Genomic DNA, 19,254 nt, shown 5'->3' with positions numbered 1-19,254 from the left:
ATTTGTATGTTGATGCCGCGAAGGCGAGGTGTTTTACAGCGACAGTTGGTCGTAAAGCCAGCCTAAAAGTTCACTGTCTTAAAGGTTTCATCTGTCATTGCCGAAATCCTAGCAGAGTGCTCATGAAAATTTCGCGTTTCCCTACTACATGGAATATCAGGCCTGGCACTTAGCCCTTGGTCGGATGGGGGCCTGCTGGCAAAGCATGCTTGGATGCCCAAGATAAAAAAAACAACACCGGAGTAACCGTCATGAAGACCTTGAGGTCGATGTCGATCAGTCGCCGCCTGTGGCTGATCCTGCTGGTCGCCGTGGCCATGCTGGTGGTCCTGGGCTTGCTGATGCTGCGCCAGATCCATGGCGACCTGTACCAGGCCAAGGCCGAGAAGACCCGCCACGTGGTACAGACCGCCGCCGGCGTGCTGGCTTACTACCAGGGCCTCGAGGCGGCCGGCACGCTCGGCCGGGAGGCGGCCCAGCAGCAGGCATTGCAGGTGGTTCGCGGGTTGCGCTACGACCAGAACGACTATTTCTGGATCAACGACCTGCAGCCGAAGATGATCATGCACCCGGCCAATCCCAAGCTCGACGGCCAGGACCTCTCGGCCATCCGCGATCCTGACGGCTTCGCCGTGTTCAACGAGATGGTCGCCCTGGCCCGCAGCCAGGGCGCCGGCCCGGTCGACTACCGCTGGCCCAAGCCCGGCGCCAGCGAACCGGTGGCCAAGACCTCGTACATCCAGCTGTTCAAGCCCTGGGGCTGGATCATCGGCTCGGGCGTCTATGTCGACGACGTCCAGGCCGAATTCGCTCGCCAGTTGCGCGACGCCTCGCTGGTAGGGCTGGGTATCGCCGTGCTGATGGCCCTGCTCGTGCTGCTGATTGCCCGCAGCATCGCCCGTCCACTGCAGGAAGCGGTGCAGGCCATGGGCAACATCGCCAGTGGCGAAAGCGACCTGACCCGACGCCTGGACACCCACGGGCGCGACGAGATCACCCACCTGGGCGAACACTTCAACCGGTTCAATGGCAAGCTGCAAGGCGTCATCGGCCAGTTGCAGGGCGCCGCCCACGCCCTGGCCGAGTCGGCCAGCCATGTCGGCGACAATGCCGGTTCCGCCCAGGCGCGCAGTGCCCAGCAGTCGTTGCAGATGGACCAGGTGGCCACCGCCGTCAACGAAGTCACCTATGCCGTGCAGGACGTTGCCAAGCACGCCGAGCAGGCTGCCAGCGAGATGCGCAGCGCCCAGCAGCAGGTAGGCCATGGCCAGCAGGCGATCCATGGCAGCCTGCAACAGATCGACCGGCTTTCGGCGACCATCGACCAGGCCGTCCAGGTGATTCGCGAACTGGCCGGCCACAGCACGAAGATCGGCGGTGTGCTCGAGGTGATCCGCTCGATCGCCGAACAGACCAACCTGCTGGCCCTCAATGCCGCCATCGAGGCGGCCCGTGCCGGCGAGCAGGGCCGTGGCTTCGCCGTGGTGGCCGACGAGGTCCGCCTGCTGGCGCAGCGTACGGCCCAGTCCACCGCCGAAATCCAGACCATGATCGAGCACCTGCAGGGCCAGTCCGAGGCCGCAGTGCGGGCCATCGACACCAGCAGCGAGGCCTCGCGCCAGACCGTCGAACAGGCCCGCGAGGCCGGCAGCAGCCTGGATGCCATCAGCCAGGCGCTGGGCAACCTCGGCGCGCTGAACGCCTCCATCGCCAGCGCCACGCTGCAGCAGTCCCATGTAGTCGAAGAGATCAACCGCAATGTCACCGAGACTGCCGATCTGTCACAGCAGACCGCCGAGGCCGCGCGCCAGTCCAGCGACGCCGGCCTGGCCCTGGCGCGGCTGAGCGAGGAGCTGGAGCAGTTGCTGCGTCAGTTCAAGGTCTAGGCCCTGCAGGGGCCGCCTGCGGCCCCTGCGCGCGCCACCGCTTGAAGCCTGGCGCCGGAAGCTTGTAGCATCGCGCCCTTTCCCCGTCCAAGGATCGCCGATGTCCGGCCTCGAACTCTTCGCCGCCGCGCTCGGCGTCATCGCCGTCTGGCTCACCGTCAAGCAGAATCCCTGGTGCTGGCCGATCGGCCTGGTGATGGTGGTGCTCTACAGCTGGATCTTCTACGAAGTGAAGCTGTACTCGGACATGCTCCTGCAACTGGTCTACGCCGTGCTGCAGCTCTATGGCTGGTGGCAGTGGACCCGCCCCGACCGGGTCGAGGATGCCCGCCAGGTCAGCCGCCTGGGCCCCGCGCCGCTGTTCAAGGGCCTGGCCTGCGGCCTGCTGGCCAGCCTGCTGCTGGGCGCGGCCATGGCCCATTGGACCGACGCCGCGCAGCCCTGGCTGGATGCCGCCCTCACCGGTTTCAGCCTGGTGGCGCAGCTGTGGATGGCGCAGAAACGCCTGCAGTGCTGGGCCTTGTGGGTGGTGGTGGACGTGATCTTCGTCGGCCTGTTCCTGTACAAGGGGCTGTACCTCACCGCCGCGCTCTACGCCCTGTTCACCCTGATCGCCGTGCGCGGCTGGCTGGAGTGGCGCCGCGACCCGGCGCTGGCCTGCGCATGAAGACACTGGTGCTGTGTGGCCCGGAGTCCAGCGGCAAGAGCTGGCTGAGCAGCGAGATCCAGGCGCATTTCGGCGGCGTGGTGGTCGGCGAATACGTGCGCCACTTCATGGAGCAGGAGCAACGCGACACCTGCTACGCGGACATCCCGGCGATTGCCCGCGGCCAGCTCGAGTGGGAGGACCTGGGCCGTGCCCAGGCCCCGTCACTGCTGATCCTCGATACCCATCTGCTCAGCAATATCCTGTGGAGCCGGGCGCTGTTTGGTGACTGCCCAGCCTGGATCGAACAGGCGCTGGCCGCCAGGCACTACGACCTGCACCTGCTGCTGCGCCCGGAAGGCGTCGAATGGGTCGGCGACGGCCTGCGCTGCCAGCCGCGCCTTGAAGAGCGCCAGGCATTCTTCGAGGACAGCCTGCACTGGTTGCAGGCGCAACGACGACCTTTCGAGGTCATCGCTGGTGATTGGCAGCAGCGCAGCGCCGCAGCCCTCGCCAGCGTCGCTCGTCTGCTCGATGTCCAGGCCCCCGCCTAGCCCGACACGCCCGTTTGGTTACCAGCTTTGTCCTACAGCACCTTCGTACGCGTGGCCTGATATCATTCGGCACATTTATGTGACGATTTGATGGCAAGAAGGAACGCTTACGTGAGAAACATGCTTGGCCAGCCACGCGCCGGGCTGACCGCCCTGGTCGCCCTGGTGCTGGTCACTCCCCTGCTGGCGCGAGCCCTGCTGGGCTGGTCCGCCCCCCTCGGCTACCTGTCCGACCTGGCCATCGGCGGCCTGCTGGTGATGCTCCTGCAGCGCGCGCCAGTATGGCTGGCCTTGCCGGTCGTGCTGGTCTGGGCCGGCCTGCTGGTGGCCTCTGCCGAACTGGTCAGCGCCGTCGGACGCCTGCCCAACCAGGCCGACCTGACCTACCTGTTCGACCCGCAGTTCATGGAAAATTCCACCGGCGGCGCCCTCGCCCACCCCTGGCTGCCGTGGCTGCTGGCCGGCGCGCTGCTGGCCTGGCTGGCTACCCGCTGGTGCAGTCGCGGCCAACGAACGGCGCCGCTGCCACGCAAGGCCTGGGTGTTTCCGGCGGTGCTCCTGGCAGGCCACTGGGGCTGCCAGCACTGGGCACCTTCCGAGGCCGACCAGTGGCGGCAATACAACCTGCCGCACCAGTTGCTCTCGGCCGCCGCAGGCGACCTGCAACACCGCGCGCATGCCATGCTGGTCGGAGAGACCCCGGTGACCCCGCTGCCCATTGCCGGCCTGACCCAGGCCGACTTGCACGGCCAACGACTGCTCGATGGCCCGGGTACCGCGCGCAACCTGTTGATCATCACCGTGGAAGGTATCCCCGGCGCCTACATCCGCGCCAACCGCCAGGCCCTGGGCAGCCGTTTCGACGAAGACCTGATGCCGCGTCTGAGCCGCTGGGCCGAACGCGGCATGAACACCCCGGACTACGTGCTGCACACCCACCAGACCATCCGCGGTCTCTACGCCATGCTCTGCGGCGACTACGACAAACTGGCCAACGGCACCCCGAAAGGCGTCGAGCTGCTGACCCAGGAGGTGCGCAACCAGTCCTGCCTGCCGGCGCAACTGCGCCAGGCCGGCTTCAGCACCCACTACCTGCAAGGCGCAGGCCTGCGTTTCATGGCCAAGGACCGGATCATGCCGCATATCGGCTTCGACGCCGTGCACGGCCTGGAATGGTTCAGCAAGCCGAACTACCTGGAGTTCCCCTGGGGCAAGGACGATCGGGCCTTCTTCGAGGGCGCGCTGGACTATGTCGGCGAACTGCGCAAGCAGCCGCAACCCTGGATGCTCACCCTGCTGACCGTGGGCACCCACCAGCCCTACTCCGCCCCCGCCGACTACCTGCAACGCTATCCCAGCGCCAAGCAGGCTGCGGTGGCCTACCTGGACGACGCTCTGGGCAGCTTCCTCGACGGCCTGGAGCGACAGGGCGTGCTCAAGGACACCCTGGTGGTGGTCACCTCCGATGAGTCCCACGGCATCGACGGGGTCCGCCTGGCCTCGGCCTGGGGCTTCAACCTGACCCTGGCGCCGGAGCAGGCGCAACTGCCCCGGCTCAAGCAGGGGACCTATGGCCATGTGGACCTGACCACCTCGCTGCTCGACTACTTCGCCTTGCCGATCCCGGCGGCGCTCGGCGGACGTTCGCTGTACCGCGACTACGACAGCGGCCGCGAGATGATCTCCTTCACCAACGGCATGCTGCGCTACCACGACGGCCAGGGCACCCTCAACGAGTGCGACTTCCAGCAACGCTGCCGGCGCTACGCCAGCCAGGGGTTCATCGCCGACCATGCGCAATACCTGGGACGCGGCGACGACAACCTAGGCCCTCAGGTCAACCTGCTGGCCGCGACCCTCGACCAGTCGCTGCTGCAGACCCCGCTGAACTTGCGCTACCAGTTCGGCGGGCCGTCCCCGATCGCGCTGCAGGCGCGCATTCGTGACGACTGGGCGGACAACCTGATCGGCGCCCAATACCTGGAGATGCCCGAAGGCTCCCGAACCCGGGTGCGAATCAAGATCCGTGCGCTCGACCCACGGCACGCTGCGCATATCCAGCTCAAGGCCAAGGAATTCGAACAGGATGTCGCCCTGGGATTGCCCGAGGAAGTGCGGGTGACCGCCGAACAGCCACTGGACATGCAGTTCGACTTCGACAACCCCAGCGAACGCAAGGCGTTCTCCTTCCACCTGCTGGGTTATGGCGCAGGGGAAGTGGAAGTCAGTGACTTCAGCGTGATCACGGCGTTGCCAGGCGAGGAGGATGCCCTGGACGCCGTCGAGGACGGGCATATCGCGCAGTCCAGCTGAGATTGGCGGCGACAGGCCGCGAAACAGCCGGGGCAGCGGATGCCCGGGCTTCAGCCTCAAGCGTCAGGAGCTTTCCCGCACCACAAGTTCGAACCCCAGGTCCTGCTGCCCCACGCCGCCCTTGCGCCCATCGAGCATCGCCAGCAGGGCCTGGGCCGCGCCACGCCCGACGGCCGCCCGCGGCGTACGGATGGAGGTCAGCCGCGGCACCATGTGTGCCGAGGCCGGCAAATCGTTGAAGCCTACCATCGCCACCCGCCGTGGCACCTCGATCCCCTCGCGCAAGGCCTGCAACACTGCACCCTGGGCCAGGTCGTCATTGCAGAAGAAGATCCCGTCGACCTCCGGCGCCTGCGCCATCAACCGGCTGAACAAGGTCCCGCCCAGGCCGATCGAGGACGGCTGCGGATCGAGCATCTCCAGCGCCGGCGCCTGCAGGCCGGCCTCGGCCAGGGCCTGGCGGAAGCCCTCGGCACGCTGCATCACCCGCGGGTCGAGCTGCGCCGCGATGAACGCCAGGCGCCGGCGTCCGCGCTCGATCAGGTGACGCGCCGCCGCGCGGCCGGCCTCGTGCTGCGAGAAGCCCACCGACAGCGCGTCAGGCGCGCCGCCCAGCTCCATCATGTGCACGCAGGGCACCTGGCTGGCGGCGAGCATCTGCCGCGCTGCCTCGCTGCGCTCGAAACCGGTGAGCAGCATGCCGCAGGGCTGGTAGGCGAGGTAGTTGCGGATCAGGTTCTCTTCCTCGGCGATATCGTAGTGATAGTTGCCGATCAGCACTTCCAGGCCACGTGGGCGCATCACCTCGTGAATCGCCTCGAGGGTATCGATGAACAGCTGGTTGGACAGCGACGGAATCAGCACCACCACCGACTGGCTGCGGGCCGAGGCCAGGGCCCGCGCCGCCGGGTTGGCGACATAGCCCAGGCTGGCCGCAGCAGCCAGGACCTTCTCCACCAGCTCCGGCGCGACCGTGCTGACGCCGCGCAGGGCGCGGGAGGCGGTGATGGGGGAAACCCCGGAGAGCCTGGCGACTTCTGCCAGAGTGGGACGACCTGTAGTGCGCGAGCCGATGCGAGACATGGATGTTGTAATTTTACTACTTGCAGGAAAAGGGAACGGTCACTAAGGTAGCGCTGTCTCTGGACGCAGGCAATGCAATCTTGGTAGCAGCCATGCACGAAGCGTCCATACTGCCAAAGACAAGATCAATAACACCCGGGCGGGTCGCGCCAGCAGCTTCGGTCAGCATCGACCAAGACAGCGCTATCCCACCCAGCAGGAGGTACTGATGAACCCTTCCCTGTCCGCAATCGTGGTCATGGGCGTGGCTGGTTGCGGCAAGAGCTGCATCGGTGCCGCCATCGCCGCGCGCAGCGGCGGCCGCCTGATCGAAGGCGATGCCTTTCACCCCGCCGCCAACATCGCCAAGATGAGCGCCGGCACCCCCCTTGACGACAACGACCGCGCCGGCTGGCTGATACGCCTGGGCCAGGAGCTGCAGGCCGTCATCGCCGCAGGCGAGCGCCCCATCCTCACCTGCTCGGCGCTCAAGCGCCGCTACCGTGACACCCTGCGCCAAGCGGTGCCGACCCTGGGTTTCGTGTTCCTCGAGCTGACCCCGCAGGAAGCCGAGAAGCGCGTGCGCGCCCGCCCCGGCCACTTCATGCCGGCCAGCCTGATCGACAGCCAGTTCGCCGCGCTCGAAGCACCTCACGGCGAGCCGTTGACCCTGGCCCTGGACGCCACCCGCCCCATCGAAGCCCTCGCCGAGGCGGTGCACGTCTGGCTAAAGCCCTGCGGTGAACCGGACCTGGCGCGGACTGCCTGAGCCGGCGGTCTCTTCGGCTCACCAAAGACAGCGCTGTCTCGACACCCGGACACTGCAAACGCCCACAAATTGCGCTACGCCAAAACAACAACGACAAGACCGAGGCATATGAACCATGTTCGGACTGGCTACTGATACCTACCTGCTGCTCGACGCATTGGTCACCATCGTCGGGCTGATCCTGCTGATCACCCATTTCAAGGTCCACCCCTTCGTCGCCCTGACCCTCGCCGCCGGCTTTCTCGGCCTGACCTCCGGCATGCCGGTGGCCAAGGTGATGAAGTCGTTCCAGGACGGCTTCGGCGGCGTGCTCGGCTTCGTCGGCATCGTCCTCGCCCTGGGCACCATGCTCGGCAAGCTGATGGCCGACTCCGGCGGCGCCGACCAGATCGCCCAGACCCTGATCCGCGCCTTCGGCAAGAAGAACGTGCACTGGGCGATGATGTTCGCCGCCTTCCTGGTCGGCATTCCGCTGTTCTTCGAGATCGGCTTCGTGCTGCTGATCCCGCTGGTGTTCATCGTCGCCCGCCGCTCCGGCGTGTCGCTGGTGAAGATCGGCATCCCGCTGCTGGCCGGCCTGTCGGTGGTGCACGGCCTGGTGCCGCCGCACCCAGGGCCGTTGCTGGCGATCGGCATCTTCCACGCCGACATCGGCAAGACCATCTTCTACGGCCTGCTGGTGGCCCTGCCCACCGCCGTGATCGCCGGCCCCCTGTTCGGCAACTTCATAGCCCGCTACATCCCCGGCAACCCCTCCCAGGAGCTGATGGACCAGATCGCCCGCGAATCTAACCAGCAGAACCTGCCCAGCTTCAGCGTGACCCTGGTCACCGTGCTGCTGCCGGTGGCGCTGATGCTGCTCAAGACCTTCGCCGACGTGGTGCTGCCGGCCGAACACATCATCCGCCAGTGGATGGACCTGATCGGCCACCCCATCACCGCCCTGCTCGCCGCCCTGCTGCTGGCCTTCTACACCTTCGGCTCGGCGCGGGGCTTCAACCGCCAGCAGATCATGAAGATGCTTGACCAGAGCCTCGCGCCCACCGCGGCAATCGTGCTGATCGTCGGCGCCGGCGGCGGCTTCAAGCAGATGCTGGTGGACACCGGGGTGGGCAACGTGATCGGGCAGATGGCCGTGCAGGCGCAGATCTCGCCGATCCTGCTGGCCTGGCTGGTGGCCGCGGTGATCCGCATCGCCACCGGCTCGGCCACCGTGGCCACCATCACCGGCGCCGGCATCGTCGCCCCGGTGATCGACCTGGTGCCCGGGGTCAACCGCGAGCTGCTGGTGCTGGCCACCGGCGCCGGCTCGCTGATCCTGTCCCACGTCAACGACGCCGGATTCTGGCTGGTCAAGCAGTACTTCAACATGACCGTGGCCGAGACGTTCAAGACCTGGAGCATGATGGAAACCATCCTGTCGGTGGTCGGCATCATCCTCATCATGCTGCTGTCGCTGGTGGTCTGACCGTTGGTCGGGGTGGCGGCACCTGGCCGGCTGGGTGCGGCCCAAACGAGGTAGCGCACCTGCCGGCGCCATCGCGGGCTTGTCCTGCGGTGGCGCCAGGCAACAGACCCTTGTCACGGAGCCTGCCCCCATGAACCGTTCCCTGCTCTTCGCCACCCTGCTGACTACCCCCCTGGCCTTCGCCGCCGGTACCGGCGCCACCTATCCCGACGACCCGCACAGCCCTGCCCCGCAGCCCGGTGTGGACAGCACCCTCAACCCCGTCGAGCCCCCCCCGCCGCGTGACACCGACCCGCGCATCAAGGGCAACGACCCCGACAGCCCGCCCGCGCAGCAGAACGACGACCGCGACCTGCCTGGCCTGGGTGGTGGCGGCTCGGAAGGCATGGGGCGCCAGGGGCAAGGCGGCGCGGACAGTGGCAAGCCCTGAGCACGGACGCTAGCGAATCGCCAGCAGCTTGGCTTAGCATGCGCGCCTTGCCCCCGAGAGCGCCCCAACGTGCCGCTGAGCCTGCCGACCCTGATCCTGGTCGCCGTTTTCATTTTCGCCCTGATGGGCATCCTCACCCTGCACGCCTGGCGGCGTTGCGCCGGCGACCCAAGCCTGGGTTTCCTGGGCACAATGCTGCTGGTGTCGGGGCTGGGCGTGAGCTTGATTGCCCTGCGTGGCCTGGGCATGGACTACCTGGCCCTGGTGCTGGGCAATATTGTCCTGCTGGTCGGCGCCGGCCTGGGCTGGACCGCCATGCGCGTGCTCGGCGGGCGTCGGCCGCACTGGCCGCTGTTGCTGGCCGGCGCCGTGTTCTGGTGGCTGTTCAGCCTATGGCCCGGCTTCCACGACAGCCTCGCCCTGCGGGTGAAGCTGTATTCGCTGCTGACCCTGGCCTATACCCTGCTCTGCCTGGCCGAGCTCTGTCGCCCCAGGATACGGCTGCAGGTGTCGTACACCCCCGCGCTGATCCTGGCCACGCTGCATGCGCTGATCTACCTGGTGCGAGCGCTGGTCGACGATGGCCTCGCCCTGGACCGGGCCGTCAACAGCGGCGGCCCGAGCCCCGGTTTCTTTGCCTTCATCCTGTTCGAGTCGATGCTGTTCGCCATCGGCATTTCCTACGTCACCCTGGCGATGGTGCGCGAGCGCGCCGAAGTCCAGTTGCGCGCAGCCGCCTACAATGATCCGCTGACGGGCGTCGGCAACCGCCGGGCGTTCATGGAGCATGGGCGGCACCTGCTGGACGAGTGCGCCGCGCGCAAGGCGTCCGTGGCACTGCTGCTGTGCGACCTGGACCACTTCAAGCGCATCAACGACCAGTTCGGCCACCCCAAGGGCGACCGGGTGCTGCAAGCCTTCGCCGAGGAAACCGCCAGCCACCTGCGCCAAGGCGATCTGTTCGCGCGAATTGGCGGCGAGGAGTTCGCCTGCCTGCTGCGCGACTGCGACAGGCCGCGCGCCGAAGCCGTGGCGCAACGGATCTGCAACGGTTTCGCCAGGCTTTCCCTGCTGGAACCTGGGCTGCTGGGCGTGAGTATCGGGATTGTCAGCCGGCCCGCAGCGGCCCATGAACTGTCACGACTGCTGTCGATGGCGGACCTTGCCTTGTACGCGGCCAAGCAACAGGGACGGGGCCGCGCCGTGGAGTATGCCGGCGCCTGAGACGTACTGGTCAGTAGTCGAAACGCTCCACCGCCCGCCGCCGTTCGTTGTCGTCACGCCGGTCGTAGGCCGCGGTGGTCTGGATATTGGCGTGGTGCGCCAGCTTCTGCGCGATCGACAGGTCGTGCTCCTCGATCACTCGGGTGATGAAGGCCCGGCGGAAATCGTGAGGCATGATCTTGGCCCCCACCTGCACCCCTCGCTGACGGGCGATGTAGTAGATCGCGTGCTTGGTGATGCGCGCGCGGGTGATATGGCTGCCGCGGCGAATGCGGTTGAACAGGAAACTGTCGTCGGCCTCGCCGGCGGGCAGGTGCTGGCGGCGCAGCTCGAGCCAGGCCTGCAGCTTGTCGAACGCCCAGGCCGGGGCGTACTTGATCAGTTGGCGGTTGCCCTTGCCCAGCACCTGCACGCTGCGCTCGGCGAAGTCCACCTGTGCCAGGTCGATGTCCACCGATTCGGACTTGCGCATGCCGGTGCCGTACAGCAACGCCAGGATCGCCGCGTCGCGCACCCCTTGCGGTCGAGGATCGGCGGCGCAGACGTCCATCAACTCGCGAATCAGGCTGCGCCGCAGGTTGCGCCCCGGCGGCAGGCGGCTACCGCCTGCCGGCTTGATCTCGCGGATCTTCAGCAGCTGCTCGTGGTCGATCAGGCCCTGACGCCAGGCTTCGTTCATCACCCCGCGCACGGCATTGACGTACAGCGAGGAGGTATTGGGGGCATAACCATCGGCGCGCAAGGCGGCGACCAGAGCGATCACATGACCAGGTTCGAGGTGGTGCCAGGGCACATCGGCAATGTCGCCATCGACGAAACCCAGACGGTCGGCGGCGTCCTGGAGGATGTAGCGCATGGTCAGCTGGCTGGACGGCGCAAGGCGAGCCAGGTACTGCAGCAGCGGGTTGCGCAAGGGGTCGGTCACGACGGGAATCCTGTAACGGTGTCTTGGTGCATCGGCACGCACAAATCGAGTCTTTTTGACTTCAATCAAAGTCAAAACGACAAAAAGCAGCAGAGTCAATATGACACGATGCAGTGCCATCACCTTGATATACAAGGCTTTGGCCGCTGGCATGGATCGTGATGGTACCCCATCCACCCCTTCAGATCGAACCAAGGACCCCCGGCATGCTCGTCCAACCCTCCGCCGATCGCCCGCGCCAGGCCCTCTGGGCCCTGGGTTTCCGCCCATTCTTCCTCGCCGGCAGTGTGTTCGCCCTGCTGGCCCTGGCCTTGTGGGGCGCAGTGCTGGTCGGCGCCCTGCCGCCCACTCCAACCGGAGGCACGCTGGCCTGGCATCGCCATGAAATGCTGTTTGGCTTCGCCGTGGCCATCGTCGCCGGGTTCCTGCTCACCGCCGTGCAGAACTGGAGCGGTCTGCCCGGCCTGAGCGGGCGTCCCTTGCAGGGATTGTTCCTGCTTTGGCTGCTGGCTCGGGCCAGCTGGTTCCTGCCCATTCCAGCCTGGCTACTGGTGCTCGTCCACGGTGCATTCCTGCCACTGGTGGCGGTAGCCCTGGCACGGCCGATCATCCAGCGACGCCTGCGCAACAACTACCCCATCGTGGCGCTGGTGTTGCTGCTCGCGGCCTGCCAGTGGCTGACCCTGGCAGGTTGGCTCGAGCAGGACGAGCGCTGGCAGCGTCGCGGCGTGCTGGCCGGCCTGTGGCTGGTGGCGGCGATGATGAGCGTGATCGGCGGCCGGGTGATTCCGTTCTTCACCCGCCGCGGCCTGGGCAACATGGCCCCGGCGCCGGCCCGCCCCTGGCTGGACCGTGCCTGCCTGCTGGGCAGCATCGCCGTCCCGCTGAGTTACGCAGTTGGCCTGAACGACACGCCACAGCCGCTGATGGCTGGTCTGTTCGGCGCCCTGACCTTGCTGCATGCCGTGCGCCTGTTGCTATGGCATGACCGCGGGCTGTGGCGGCTGCCGCTGCTCTGGTCGCTGCACCTGGCCTATGCCTGGCTGATCCCGGCCTGCCTGGGCCTGGCCCTGTGGCACGCAGGCGTGGCGATCAACCCGAGCCTGGCGACCCATGCCCTGGCCGTTGGCGCCATGACGGGGCTGATCGTGGCGATGATGGCACGGGTCAGCCTGGGCCACACCGGGCGGGCGCTGCAGGTGCCACACAGCGTCGCCTGCGCGTTCGCGCTGATCCAGCTGGCAGCACTGGTACGGGTGGCGCTGGTGCCGTTCACGACGCTGGGGCTTGGCTTGTCGGTGTTGCTCGGCGGGGGCGCGCTGGTGCTGTTCCTGTGGCATTACCTGCCGATCCTGACGCGGCCGCGGATAGACGGGATGCCGGGATAACGCCCAGCCTGCTCGCTCCAGCGCGCATGGGGGCAGGTTTGCCGACCTCCTCCCCGCGCTGGTCTACAGTGAAGCCATCCCCAACTGGCAGCGAGGCACCATGGCTTTCCACCATCTCACCCGTACCCATCCGCGTCTGCTCATCGCCCTTCTGGCCGGCATCCTCGGGGGATGGCTGATCCCCGCCGGCGACACCCTGCAACATGTCCTGACCGGCTGGAACCTCGGCGTCTGGCTCTATGTGTTCCTGGTGCTGTGGCTGAGCTGGCGCGCCGGTCCCGACAAGGTCCGCCGGACCGCCCGCATCGAGGACGAGAACGCCGCCCTGGTACTGGTCACCGTCAGTGTCGCCGCCATCGCCAGCCTGGTCGCGGTCACCCAGCAACTGGTCTCCAGCCGCGGCCTGCAAGGCAGTGCGCTGCACTTGCACTACCTCTATACCGGCCTGACCGTCGCCGGCTCCTGGCTGCTGATCGGCTGCATCTTCAGCCTGCACTATGCCCGGCTGTTCTACACCAGTGACCGCGAGCATCCGCCGTTGCGCTTCGCGGACGGTGAGCGCACGCCCGACTACTGGGACTTCCACTACTTCTCGTTCACCATCAGCGTCGCCGTGCAGACCTCCGACGTGGGCGTCGGCGGACGGGCGATGCGCCGGGTGGTGCTGGCCCATTCACTGGTAGGCTTCGTCTTCAACACGGCGATCCTTGGCTTCACCATCAACATCGCCGCCGGCCTGCTCGGCTAGCACCCGCGCCGCGCAAGCGGCGATGCAGCGACACAACTGCTCCAGCACCTCGGCTTCGAGCACCAGGCCCAGGCGCACATGGCCCGCCGCGCTCGGCCCGAACACGTCGCCCGGCAGCAGCGCCACGCCCTCCTCGTCCAGCAGGCGCCGGGCGAATGCCTGGGCGCCCAGCCCGGTACCGCGGACATCGAGCATCACGAACATGCCACCGGCCGGCCGCCGCGCCTGCACGCCCGGGCAGTTCTGCAAGGCCGAGCACACCCGGTCGCGACGCTGGCGATAGGCATCGCGCATACGGGCCACCTCCGGCAAGGCATCGCTCAGGGCCACGCAGGCGGCCTGCATGACGAACTCCGGCAAGCCGAACAGCATGGCCATCGCCAGGTTGCCCAGGTGCGTGACCAACGCTAGCGGAGCAATCACCCAGCCCACTCGCCAACCGCTCATGGCATGGGACTTGGACAGGCTGTCGATCACCACGCAGCGCTCGGCCATGCCGGGCAGCGCCAGTGGGTTCGGAGCCTCGCCCTCGAACTGCAGGCCGCGATAGACCTCGTCGCAGACCAGCCACAGGTCATGCTCCCGGCACAACTGCGCCAGGCGTTCGAGATCGGCCTGGTTGATACAGGTACCGGTGGGGTTGTGCGGACTGTTGAGCAGCAAACCCCGTGTGCGCCCAGTGATGGCCGCCGCCACCGCACCGGGATCGAGGCGAAAATCTTCCTCCGGGCGCACCGACACCTGCACGGCCTCGGCGCCACAAGCGCCCAGCACGCCGTGGTAGGTGACATACATGGGTTCGGCGACGATCACCTCGTCGCCGGCCTGGAACAGGCACTGGAAGACTGCATACAGCGCGCACTGGGCGCCCGCGGTGACCACCACCCGTTCCGGCGCCAGGCCACGCTGCTCGGCGATGGCCTCACGCAGGGCCAGGCTGCCGCGCACGTCGCTGTAATGGGTGTCGCCCCGCAGCAGGCTGGCCACCGCGGCCTCGACCACCGGGAGCGGGGTGTCGAAATCCGGGTCACCCATCGTCAGCAGGGCGACTTCACGCCCCTGCCGGCGCTGTTCGAGCGCCTGGTAGTGGATGTCCCAGGCGGCTGCCGCCTCGCCAGCGATCCGTTGAGTGAGCGTGGAGAAACGCATGCTTGCCTCCCTGCCGGCCAGGCGCCACTGGTCCGAAAAATGCTGTCGGTAACCATAGCAGAGCAAGCCCCCGACTCCACCGCACGCCCTGCGGGAAAACGTTTGCCAGGGCCAGTGACCGCCAGCCGGTCACTGTGACGGGGTTGTGACAGCCGTCATGCATTAGCACATCTGACATATTTTCCGCAGAACACTGCCATGGCAGGTGCTATGGTTAAATTCCCGACGGCCAGGATGGCCCTTTCTGAAGCACCGCGTCGAATTCACCGCGTTCAGGACACGAACAAGGAGGCTGGCATGAGCAAGATGACGTTCCCCAACGCCTGCCAGGTGATGCGTTGGCATTTCCATCCGCTGGGTTTCGAAGCCACCATGGATGCACCACGCAGCATGGTCGCCAGGTTGTTCGACCGGGCCAGCGGCGAAACCCTGCTGGCCATCGCCGGCATCCCCTGCGCGGCGATCATGGCCGCTGCTGATGTCGAGCGCATCATCGAGGCGGTGGAAGACGAGATGGACACCTTCGGCCTACTGTCCAGCCCACTGCGCAGCGCGGTCTAGCCGGCCTGCTCCTGGCGCGCCCGCAGCGCCTCCAGCCCTTTCATGAACTGTTCGGCCGGCACCGGCTGCCCGAGCAGATAACCCTGCAGCGAATCGCACCCCAGACGCGTCAGGAAATCCTGCTGGCGGTCGGTCTCCACCCCTTCGGCGACGATACGCAGGCCCAGGGCCTGGCCCAGGGCGACGATCGCCGAGACGATCGCCGCATCGTCGCTGTCCTGCTCGAGGTCGCGCACGAAGCCGCGGTCGATCTTCAGTTCGTTGGCCGGCAGGCGCTTGAGGTACATCAGGCTGGAATACCCCGTGCCGAAGTCGTCGATGGACAGGTCCACGCCCATCTCGGACAGGCGCCGCAGCACATGCAGACTGGCGTCGGCATCGCGCATGGCGGTGGTCTCGGTGATTTCCAGGGTCAGGCGGTTGGCAGGCAAGCCGTGCTGGTCGAGCACCTGGGCCACATTGTCGACCAGCCCGGCATGGCAGAACTGGATCGCCGAGAGGTTGACCGCGATACGCCAGCCTTCATGCCCCTGGTCCAACCACTCGCGCATCTGCCGGCAGGCCTCGTTGAGCACCCATTCGCCGATAGGGATGATCAGCCCGGTTTTCTCCGCCAGGCCGATGAAACGGTCCGGCAGCATCAGGCCGTGTTGCGGGTGCTCCCAGCGCAGCAGCGCCTCGGCGCCGATGGGATGCCGCTGCACGGCGTCGAACTTGGGTTGGTAGTGGAGGCGGAACTGGTCCTGCTCCAGCGCCGTGCGCAGGTCCTGCAGCAATTGCAGTTGCTGGCGCGCGTTGGTGTTCATCGACGCGTCGAAGAAGCTGTAGCCGTTCTTGCCGGCGCTCTTGGCGTGGTACATGGCTGCGTCGGCGTTGCGCAGCAATTCGTGCTGGTCGGCGCCATTACCGGGGTACAGCACGATGCCCAGGCTCGCCGACAACTGCAGGTCGTGCTCGGCCACGCGGAATGGCCGCGACACCAGGTTGACCTGCTTGACCGCCACGCCCATGGCGTCGTCGGGCTCATCGAGCTCGACCAGCAGCACGAATTCGTCGCCGCCGATGCGCGCCAGGGTGTCCTGGCTGTGCAGGTGGCCGCGCAGGCGCTGCGCCACGGCCTTGAGCAGCAGGTCGCCGACATGGTGACCAAAGGCATCGTTGACCGGCTTGAAACCGTCCAGGTCGATGAACATCAGGGCGAAGCAGCCGCCCTGCTCCGCCACTCGGCCGATGGCCTGGTCGATACGATCGGCCAGCAGCGTACGGTTCGGCAACCCGGTCAGGGTGTCGTGCAGGGCCAGCTGGGTCAGTTCCTGGTTGGCCAGGGTCAGCGAGCGCGCCAGCTCTGCCGTGCGCGCCTCCAGCCGGGCATCGAGCACCGAGGTCAGCAGCGCCACCGCCAGTACGGCCAGGGTGGTGATCAGCACCACGTAATCCAGGCCATCACCGGCCAGCCCGGTGGCCAATGCGCCGCAGAAACTGCCTGCGGGGAAGTTGGCCGCCGCCATGCCGGTGTAGTGCATGCCGACGATGGCGATGCCCATCACCACCGCGGCCACGCCGCGGACCTGGCGCACGTAAGGGGTGTGCTGGCGCAGGCGGAAGGCAATCCACAGCGCCGCTGCCGAAGCCCCGACCGCTATGGCCAGCGAGGCGCCGAACAGCGTCGGGTCGTAGTCGATCCCAGGCTGCATGCGCAATGCGGCCATGCCCATGTAGTGCATGCAGGCAATCCCGGTGCCCATGATCAGCGCACCGAAGCCCAGCTGCAGCATGGGCAGCTCCGGCTGGCTGACCAGCCACAGGGCGAAGCCGGCAGAAGCCACGGCAATCAGCAGCGACAATGCGGTCAGGGTGACGTCGTAGCCCAGTTCGATCGGCAGGCTGAACGCCAGCATGCCGATGAAGTGCATCGACCACACGCCGATGCCCATGGCAAAGGCTCCCCCGCCCATCCACAGGTACACCGCTCGCCCCTTGGCCGTGGCGATGCGTCCGGTGAGGTCTAGCGCCGTGTAGGAGGCGAGGATCGCCACGCACAGCGATATCAGCACCAGCGAGGAGGAGTAACTACCGATCAGCATTTGCGCATCCACGAACAGGCCGGGGAACGGCCCGGAAAAGCCGATAATTGTACTCAAGCTTTGACGAAACGCACGGTTTTTCGCCGCCGCAAAAGGATCCAATCTGCCGCGCGCAGGCGTTGCGAGGCCTGAGGTTCAGCGTTTCCAGGGGGTTGGTGTCAAAATGCCACAGGTCGGAACTCTTCAACCCATCTCGCCAACAAGCACTGGCCCAAGCGAAGCGACTCCGGCTACCCTGCCCTGATCGAAACCTTTGATCGAGGAACCCGCGATGGCCGACAGACTCCCGGCACGCCTGATTCTACCGTTGCTCGCACTGGCCCTGCTCGCCGGCTGCTCGAGCAAGCACAACACCGCCCGCTATGCCGCCCAGGGCTCGAAATGCTACGCCAAGGCCATGCCCAGCAGCGGTGAAGGCGGCCTGGCCTTCGCCGACAGCCTGGCCATGGCGAGCAAGAAATCCATGGCCAACTGCATGCGCTACGCCAGTCGCTCCGGTGGCGCGCCGCGCACCTGCCAGGTGGTGCTGGCCAAGTGCAAGGGCTGAGCCCTCAGCCCAGCGACTCATCAATCAACGCCGCCAACCGCGGATGCTGCCATAGGAGACGGGGGGGGGTGATTGCCAGGCGTCAGTGGTCCAGCCCTGGGCCACCCTGCTGCCGATGCCAGAGGTCGAAATTCTGTGTCAGCAACTGCTCGGGCAGCCGCCCTGCGGCCAACGCCTCCATGCGCTGCGCCAGCTGTGCCCGCAACTCAGGCTTGTTGCAGCGCGATTTTCGCGACAGCGCCAGGTACAGCCCTTCGCTGGATACCGGCGGTTCCAGCACCTGCAACTGCTTCTCCTTGCCCAGGGTGTGGGCCAACGCCAGTCCCGGGTAGCGCTCGAAGATCACATAGTCGTTGCGCTTGAGCAGCAGCTTCTCGAACGCCTGAGTGGCGCTGGGCACCGCTTCGAGGTTCAGGTGCGCCCGGGCATAGTCGTCGAAGGCCTGGCCATGGCTGTTGTTGACCAGCGTACCGCCACGACGCCCCTGCAGGTCGGCCCACCCACGATAGGCGAACCCCTCGCCCTGGCGAACCCAGACCACGCTCGGATTGAACAGGAACGGCGGGCTGATGAAGTCCATCGCCAGTTCGCGCTCCTGGGTCCGGAAGTAACCGGCGACCAGGTCGACGCGGCCACTGTTCACCTCCTCCTGCGCGCGCGGCCAGGGGCCGACGTAGACCACATCGATCACCAGCCCCAGGTCCTTGGCCACGTGCTTGAGCAGGTCGGCGTTGGCGCCGATCAGGCGCTGGGGATCCTGCGGGTCGCGCCACAGGTACGGTGGGTATTCGGGGTTGCCGGTGGCGGTGAGGTGCCGGCACGGCTCCTCGGCAGCAGCGACCTTGGGCAGCAAGACCAGGACGAGCGCCAACAACACAGACTGATACAGACAACGTCCGTTCATGGCGACCCTCGCGCGGTTGATGGAATGATGAAAACGCCAGGAGTGGCGAACAGCCACAGTGTGCACGAGAAATGGTCGCTTGCCATTGCATAAAACCAAGGTAACGCTGCGACGTGGCGTCACCTCACTCTCCGATCAGCCTTGGGTTGCAGGCGCCAGCCTGGCTGGCAGAGCAGGCAACTCGGTGTCTGGCACCGGCTGCGTCGGTGTTCGTCGGCAAAGCCGGCTCCTACAGGGTTCCGCCGGACTTCGCCGCCTGCATTGACAGCCCCGCAGCATCAGGTATTCCCCGAAACGTCCTACAAATCCATCAGACGCTTCCCTGATGGATGGACCTCCCTCCCCTCGTATCATTTCGCCTTCACGGACCACCCGGGACCTTGCGTCCCTGCCTAAGGAAGGCTGTACCTGATGACCGCTGCGCCCGCCGTTCCCGCGCTCACCGAGCGCGAGATCCAGATCGCCGTCGCCCCCTGCACACCCTCCTCAGCGAAGACCTCGGCGCCGCCGCCGCTTCCGTCGACCACTGGCTGCAGGAAATCAGCTACGGCCTGGTCGACCTGCAACTGCTGCGCCAGCACGCCGAAAGCATCCCG

18 protein-coding genes are annotated in these 19,254 nt (G+C 66.7%); 12 read left to right on the top strand and 6 right to left on the bottom strand.

The window, feature by feature from the left end:
* Positions 1–251: 251 nt before the first annotated feature.
* The 4 genes from F3J43_RS22955 to F3J43_RS22940 all read left to right on the top strand — a co-directional run bounded on the left by F3J43_RS22955 (position 252) and on the right by F3J43_RS22940 (position 5,399).
* Positions 252–1,886: a methyl-accepting chemotaxis protein gene (locus F3J43_RS22955; RefSeq protein ID WP_166892619.1), complete on the top strand. Its 1,635-nt coding sequence runs from the start codon at positions 252–254 to the stop codon at positions 1,884–1,886.
* Positions 1,887–1,986: 100 nt separating this feature from the next.
* Positions 1,987–2,553 carry a nicotinamide riboside transporter PnuC gene (pnuC, locus tag F3J43_RS22950; RefSeq protein ID WP_166892616.1) on the top strand — a complete coding sequence of 189 codons (567 nt, stop codon included), beginning with the start codon at positions 1,987–1,989 and terminating at the stop codon, positions 2,551–2,553.
* Positions 2,550–3,086: an AAA family ATPase gene (locus F3J43_RS22945; protein WP_166892613.1), complete on the top strand. Its 537-nt coding sequence runs from the start codon at positions 2,550–2,552 to the stop codon at positions 3,084–3,086. Before pnuC ends, F3J43_RS22945 begins: the two co-directional genes overlap by 4 nt.
* Positions 3,087–3,206: 120 nt before the next feature.
* Complete coding sequence (locus F3J43_RS22940) at positions 3,207–5,399, top strand: LTA synthase family protein (protein WP_166892662.1); 2,193 nt, start codon at positions 3,207–3,209, stop codon at positions 5,397–5,399.
* A gap of 63 nt (positions 5,400–5,462) precedes the next feature.
* Here the strand turns inward: F3J43_RS22940 and gntR are convergent, their stop codons facing one another.
* The gene (gene gntR, locus F3J43_RS22935; protein ID WP_166892611.1) at positions 5,463–6,482 is read right to left on the bottom strand and encodes an HTH-type transcriptional regulator GntR; all 1,020 of its coding nucleotides are present in this window, start codon (positions 6,480–6,482) and stop codon (positions 5,463–5,465) included.
* 208 nt (positions 6,483–6,690) lie between these two features.
* Between gntR and F3J43_RS22930 the strand changes: the two genes are divergently transcribed.
* From F3J43_RS22930 to F3J43_RS22915, 4 genes are all read left to right on the top strand, one after another.
* Entirely contained in the window at positions 6,691–7,230 is a 540-nt protein-coding gene (locus F3J43_RS22930; protein ID WP_166892608.1) for a gluconokinase, read from the top strand.
* A gap of 115 nt (positions 7,231–7,345) precedes the next feature.
* Positions 7,346–8,698 (top strand): GntP family permease, encoded by a 1,353-nt coding sequence (locus tag F3J43_RS22925; protein WP_166892605.1) that lies wholly within the window; start codon positions 7,346–7,348, stop codon positions 8,696–8,698.
* A 130-nt stretch (positions 8,699–8,828) separates the two neighbouring features.
* Complete coding sequence (locus tag F3J43_RS22920) at positions 8,829–9,128, top strand: hypothetical protein (RefSeq protein WP_166892602.1); 300 nt, start codon at positions 8,829–8,831, stop codon at positions 9,126–9,128.
* Between the two features lie 69 nt (positions 9,129–9,197).
* Complete coding sequence (locus F3J43_RS22915; protein WP_166892600.1) at positions 9,198–10,352, top strand: GGDEF domain-containing protein; 1,155 nt, start codon at positions 9,198–9,200, stop codon at positions 10,350–10,352.
* A 10-nt stretch (positions 10,353–10,362) separates the two neighbouring features.
* Here the strand turns inward: F3J43_RS22915 and F3J43_RS24200 are convergent, their stop codons facing one another.
* Complete coding sequence (locus F3J43_RS24200) at positions 10,363–11,277, bottom strand: site-specific integrase (RefSeq protein WP_166892597.1); 915 nt, start codon at positions 11,275–11,277, stop codon at positions 10,363–10,365.
* A gap of 206 nt (positions 11,278–11,483) precedes the next feature.
* Here F3J43_RS24200 and F3J43_RS22905 point away from each other — a divergent pair, with 206 nt between their 5' ends.
* On the top strand, positions 11,484–12,665 hold the full coding sequence (locus F3J43_RS22905) for an NnrS family protein (RefSeq protein ID WP_166892593.1): 1,182 nt from the start codon (positions 11,484–11,486) through the stop codon (positions 12,663–12,665).
* Positions 12,666–12,765: 100 nt separating this feature from the next.
* A complete protein-coding gene (locus F3J43_RS22900; RefSeq protein WP_166892590.1) occupies positions 12,766–13,413 on the top strand; it encodes a DUF1345 domain-containing protein in 648 nt (215 codons plus the stop codon).
* Here F3J43_RS22900 and F3J43_RS22895 read toward each other — a convergent pair.
* Positions 13,339–14,562 carry a pyridoxal phosphate-dependent aminotransferase gene (locus tag F3J43_RS22895; RefSeq protein ID WP_166892587.1) on the bottom strand — a complete coding sequence of 408 codons (1,224 nt, stop codon included), beginning with the start codon at positions 14,560–14,562 and terminating at the stop codon, positions 13,339–13,341. The two genes, F3J43_RS22900 and F3J43_RS22895, sit on opposite strands and share 75 nt — an antisense overlap.
* Before the next feature lie 297 nt (positions 14,563–14,859).
* On the opposite strand from F3J43_RS22895, the gene F3J43_RS22890 reads away from it, so the two are divergent.
* Positions 14,860–15,123: a DUF1652 domain-containing protein gene (locus F3J43_RS22890; RefSeq protein ID WP_166892584.1), complete on the top strand. Its 264-nt coding sequence runs from the start codon at positions 14,860–14,862 to the stop codon at positions 15,121–15,123.
* Here the strand turns inward: F3J43_RS22890 and F3J43_RS22885 are convergent.
* Positions 15,120–17,207, bottom strand: coding sequence for a putative bifunctional diguanylate cyclase/phosphodiesterase (locus tag F3J43_RS22885; RefSeq protein ID WP_166892581.1), 2,088 nt, complete (start codon positions 17,205–17,207; stop codon positions 15,120–15,122). The two genes, F3J43_RS22890 and F3J43_RS22885, sit on opposite strands and share 4 nt — an antisense overlap.
* A gap of 271 nt (positions 17,208–17,478) precedes the next feature.
* Between F3J43_RS22885 and F3J43_RS22880 the strand changes: the two genes are divergently transcribed.
* On the top strand, positions 17,479–17,754 hold the full coding sequence (locus F3J43_RS22880; protein WP_166892578.1) for a hypothetical protein: 276 nt from the start codon (positions 17,479–17,481) through the stop codon (positions 17,752–17,754).
* 82 nt (positions 17,755–17,836) lie between these two features.
* Here the strand turns inward: F3J43_RS22880 and F3J43_RS22875 are convergent, their stop codons facing one another.
* Positions 17,837–18,658, bottom strand: coding sequence for a substrate-binding periplasmic protein (locus F3J43_RS22875; protein WP_166892575.1), 822 nt, complete (start codon positions 18,656–18,658; stop codon positions 17,837–17,839).
* Positions 18,659–19,050: 392 nt separating this feature from the next.
* On the bottom strand, positions 19,051–19,254 hold a 204-nt coding region (locus tag F3J43_RS22870), incomplete at its 5' end, for a hypothetical protein (RefSeq protein ID WP_166892572.1).

It is taken from the genome of Pantoea sp. Cy-639 (genome assembly GCF_011752525.1).
GTDB lineage: Bacteria > Pseudomonadota > Gammaproteobacteria > Pseudomonadales > Pseudomonadaceae > Aquipseudomonas.
Note: the sequence above shows the minus strand (reverse complement) of the source record. Positions and strands in the feature narration are given on the sequence as shown.

What these genes read in the sequence shown, in the direction of transcription:
- F3J43_RS22900 (WP_166892590.1), top strand. Translation starts at nt 12,766, where the DNA reads ATGGCTTTCCACCATCTCACCCGTACCCATCCGCGTCTGCTCATCGCC.
- F3J43_RS22880 (WP_166892578.1), top strand. Translation starts at nt 17,479, where the DNA reads ATGGCCGACAGACTCCCGGCACGCCTGATTCTACCGTTGCTCGCACTG.
- F3J43_RS22890 (WP_166892584.1), top strand. Translation starts at nt 14,860, where the DNA reads ATGAGCAAGATGACGTTCCCCAACGCCTGCCAGGTGATGCGTTGGCAT.
- F3J43_RS22920 (WP_166892602.1), top strand. Translation starts at nt 8,829, where the DNA reads ATGAACCGTTCCCTGCTCTTCGCCACCCTGCTGACTACCCCCCTGGCC.
- gntR (WP_166892611.1), bottom strand. Translation starts at nt 6,482, where the DNA reads ATGTCTCGCATCGGCTCGCGCACTACAGGTCGTCCCACTCTGGCAGAA.
- F3J43_RS22885 (WP_166892581.1), bottom strand. Translation starts at nt 17,207, where the DNA reads ATGCTGATCGGTAGTTACTCCTCCTCGCTGGTGCTGATATCGCTGTGC.
- F3J43_RS22925 (WP_166892605.1), top strand. Translation starts at nt 7,346, where the DNA reads ATGTTCGGACTGGCTACTGATACCTACCTGCTGCTCGACGCATTGGTC.
- F3J43_RS22940 (WP_166892662.1), top strand. Translation starts at nt 3,207, where the DNA reads ATGCTTGGCCAGCCACGCGCCGGGCTGACCGCCCTGGTCGCCCTGGTG.
- F3J43_RS22895 (WP_166892587.1), bottom strand. Translation starts at nt 14,562, where the DNA reads ATGCGTTTCTCCACGCTCACTCAACGGATCGCTGGCGAGGCGGCAGCC.
- F3J43_RS22930 (WP_166892608.1), top strand. Translation starts at nt 6,691, where the DNA reads ATGAACCCTTCCCTGTCCGCAATCGTGGTCATGGGCGTGGCTGGTTGC.
- pnuC (WP_166892616.1), top strand. Translation starts at nt 1,987, where the DNA reads ATGTCCGGCCTCGAACTCTTCGCCGCCGCGCTCGGCGTCATCGCCGTC.
- F3J43_RS22955 (WP_166892619.1), top strand. Translation starts at nt 252, where the DNA reads ATGAAGACCTTGAGGTCGATGTCGATCAGTCGCCGCCTGTGGCTGATC.
- F3J43_RS22875 (WP_166892575.1), bottom strand. Translation starts at nt 18,658, where the DNA reads ATGAACGGACGTTGTCTGTATCAGTCTGTGTTGTTGGCGCTCGTCCTG.
- F3J43_RS22945 (WP_166892613.1), top strand. Translation starts at nt 2,550, where the DNA reads ATGAAGACACTGGTGCTGTGTGGCCCGGAGTCCAGCGGCAAGAGCTGG.
- F3J43_RS22905 (WP_166892593.1), top strand. Translation starts at nt 11,484, where the DNA reads ATGCTCGTCCAACCCTCCGCCGATCGCCCGCGCCAGGCCCTCTGGGCC.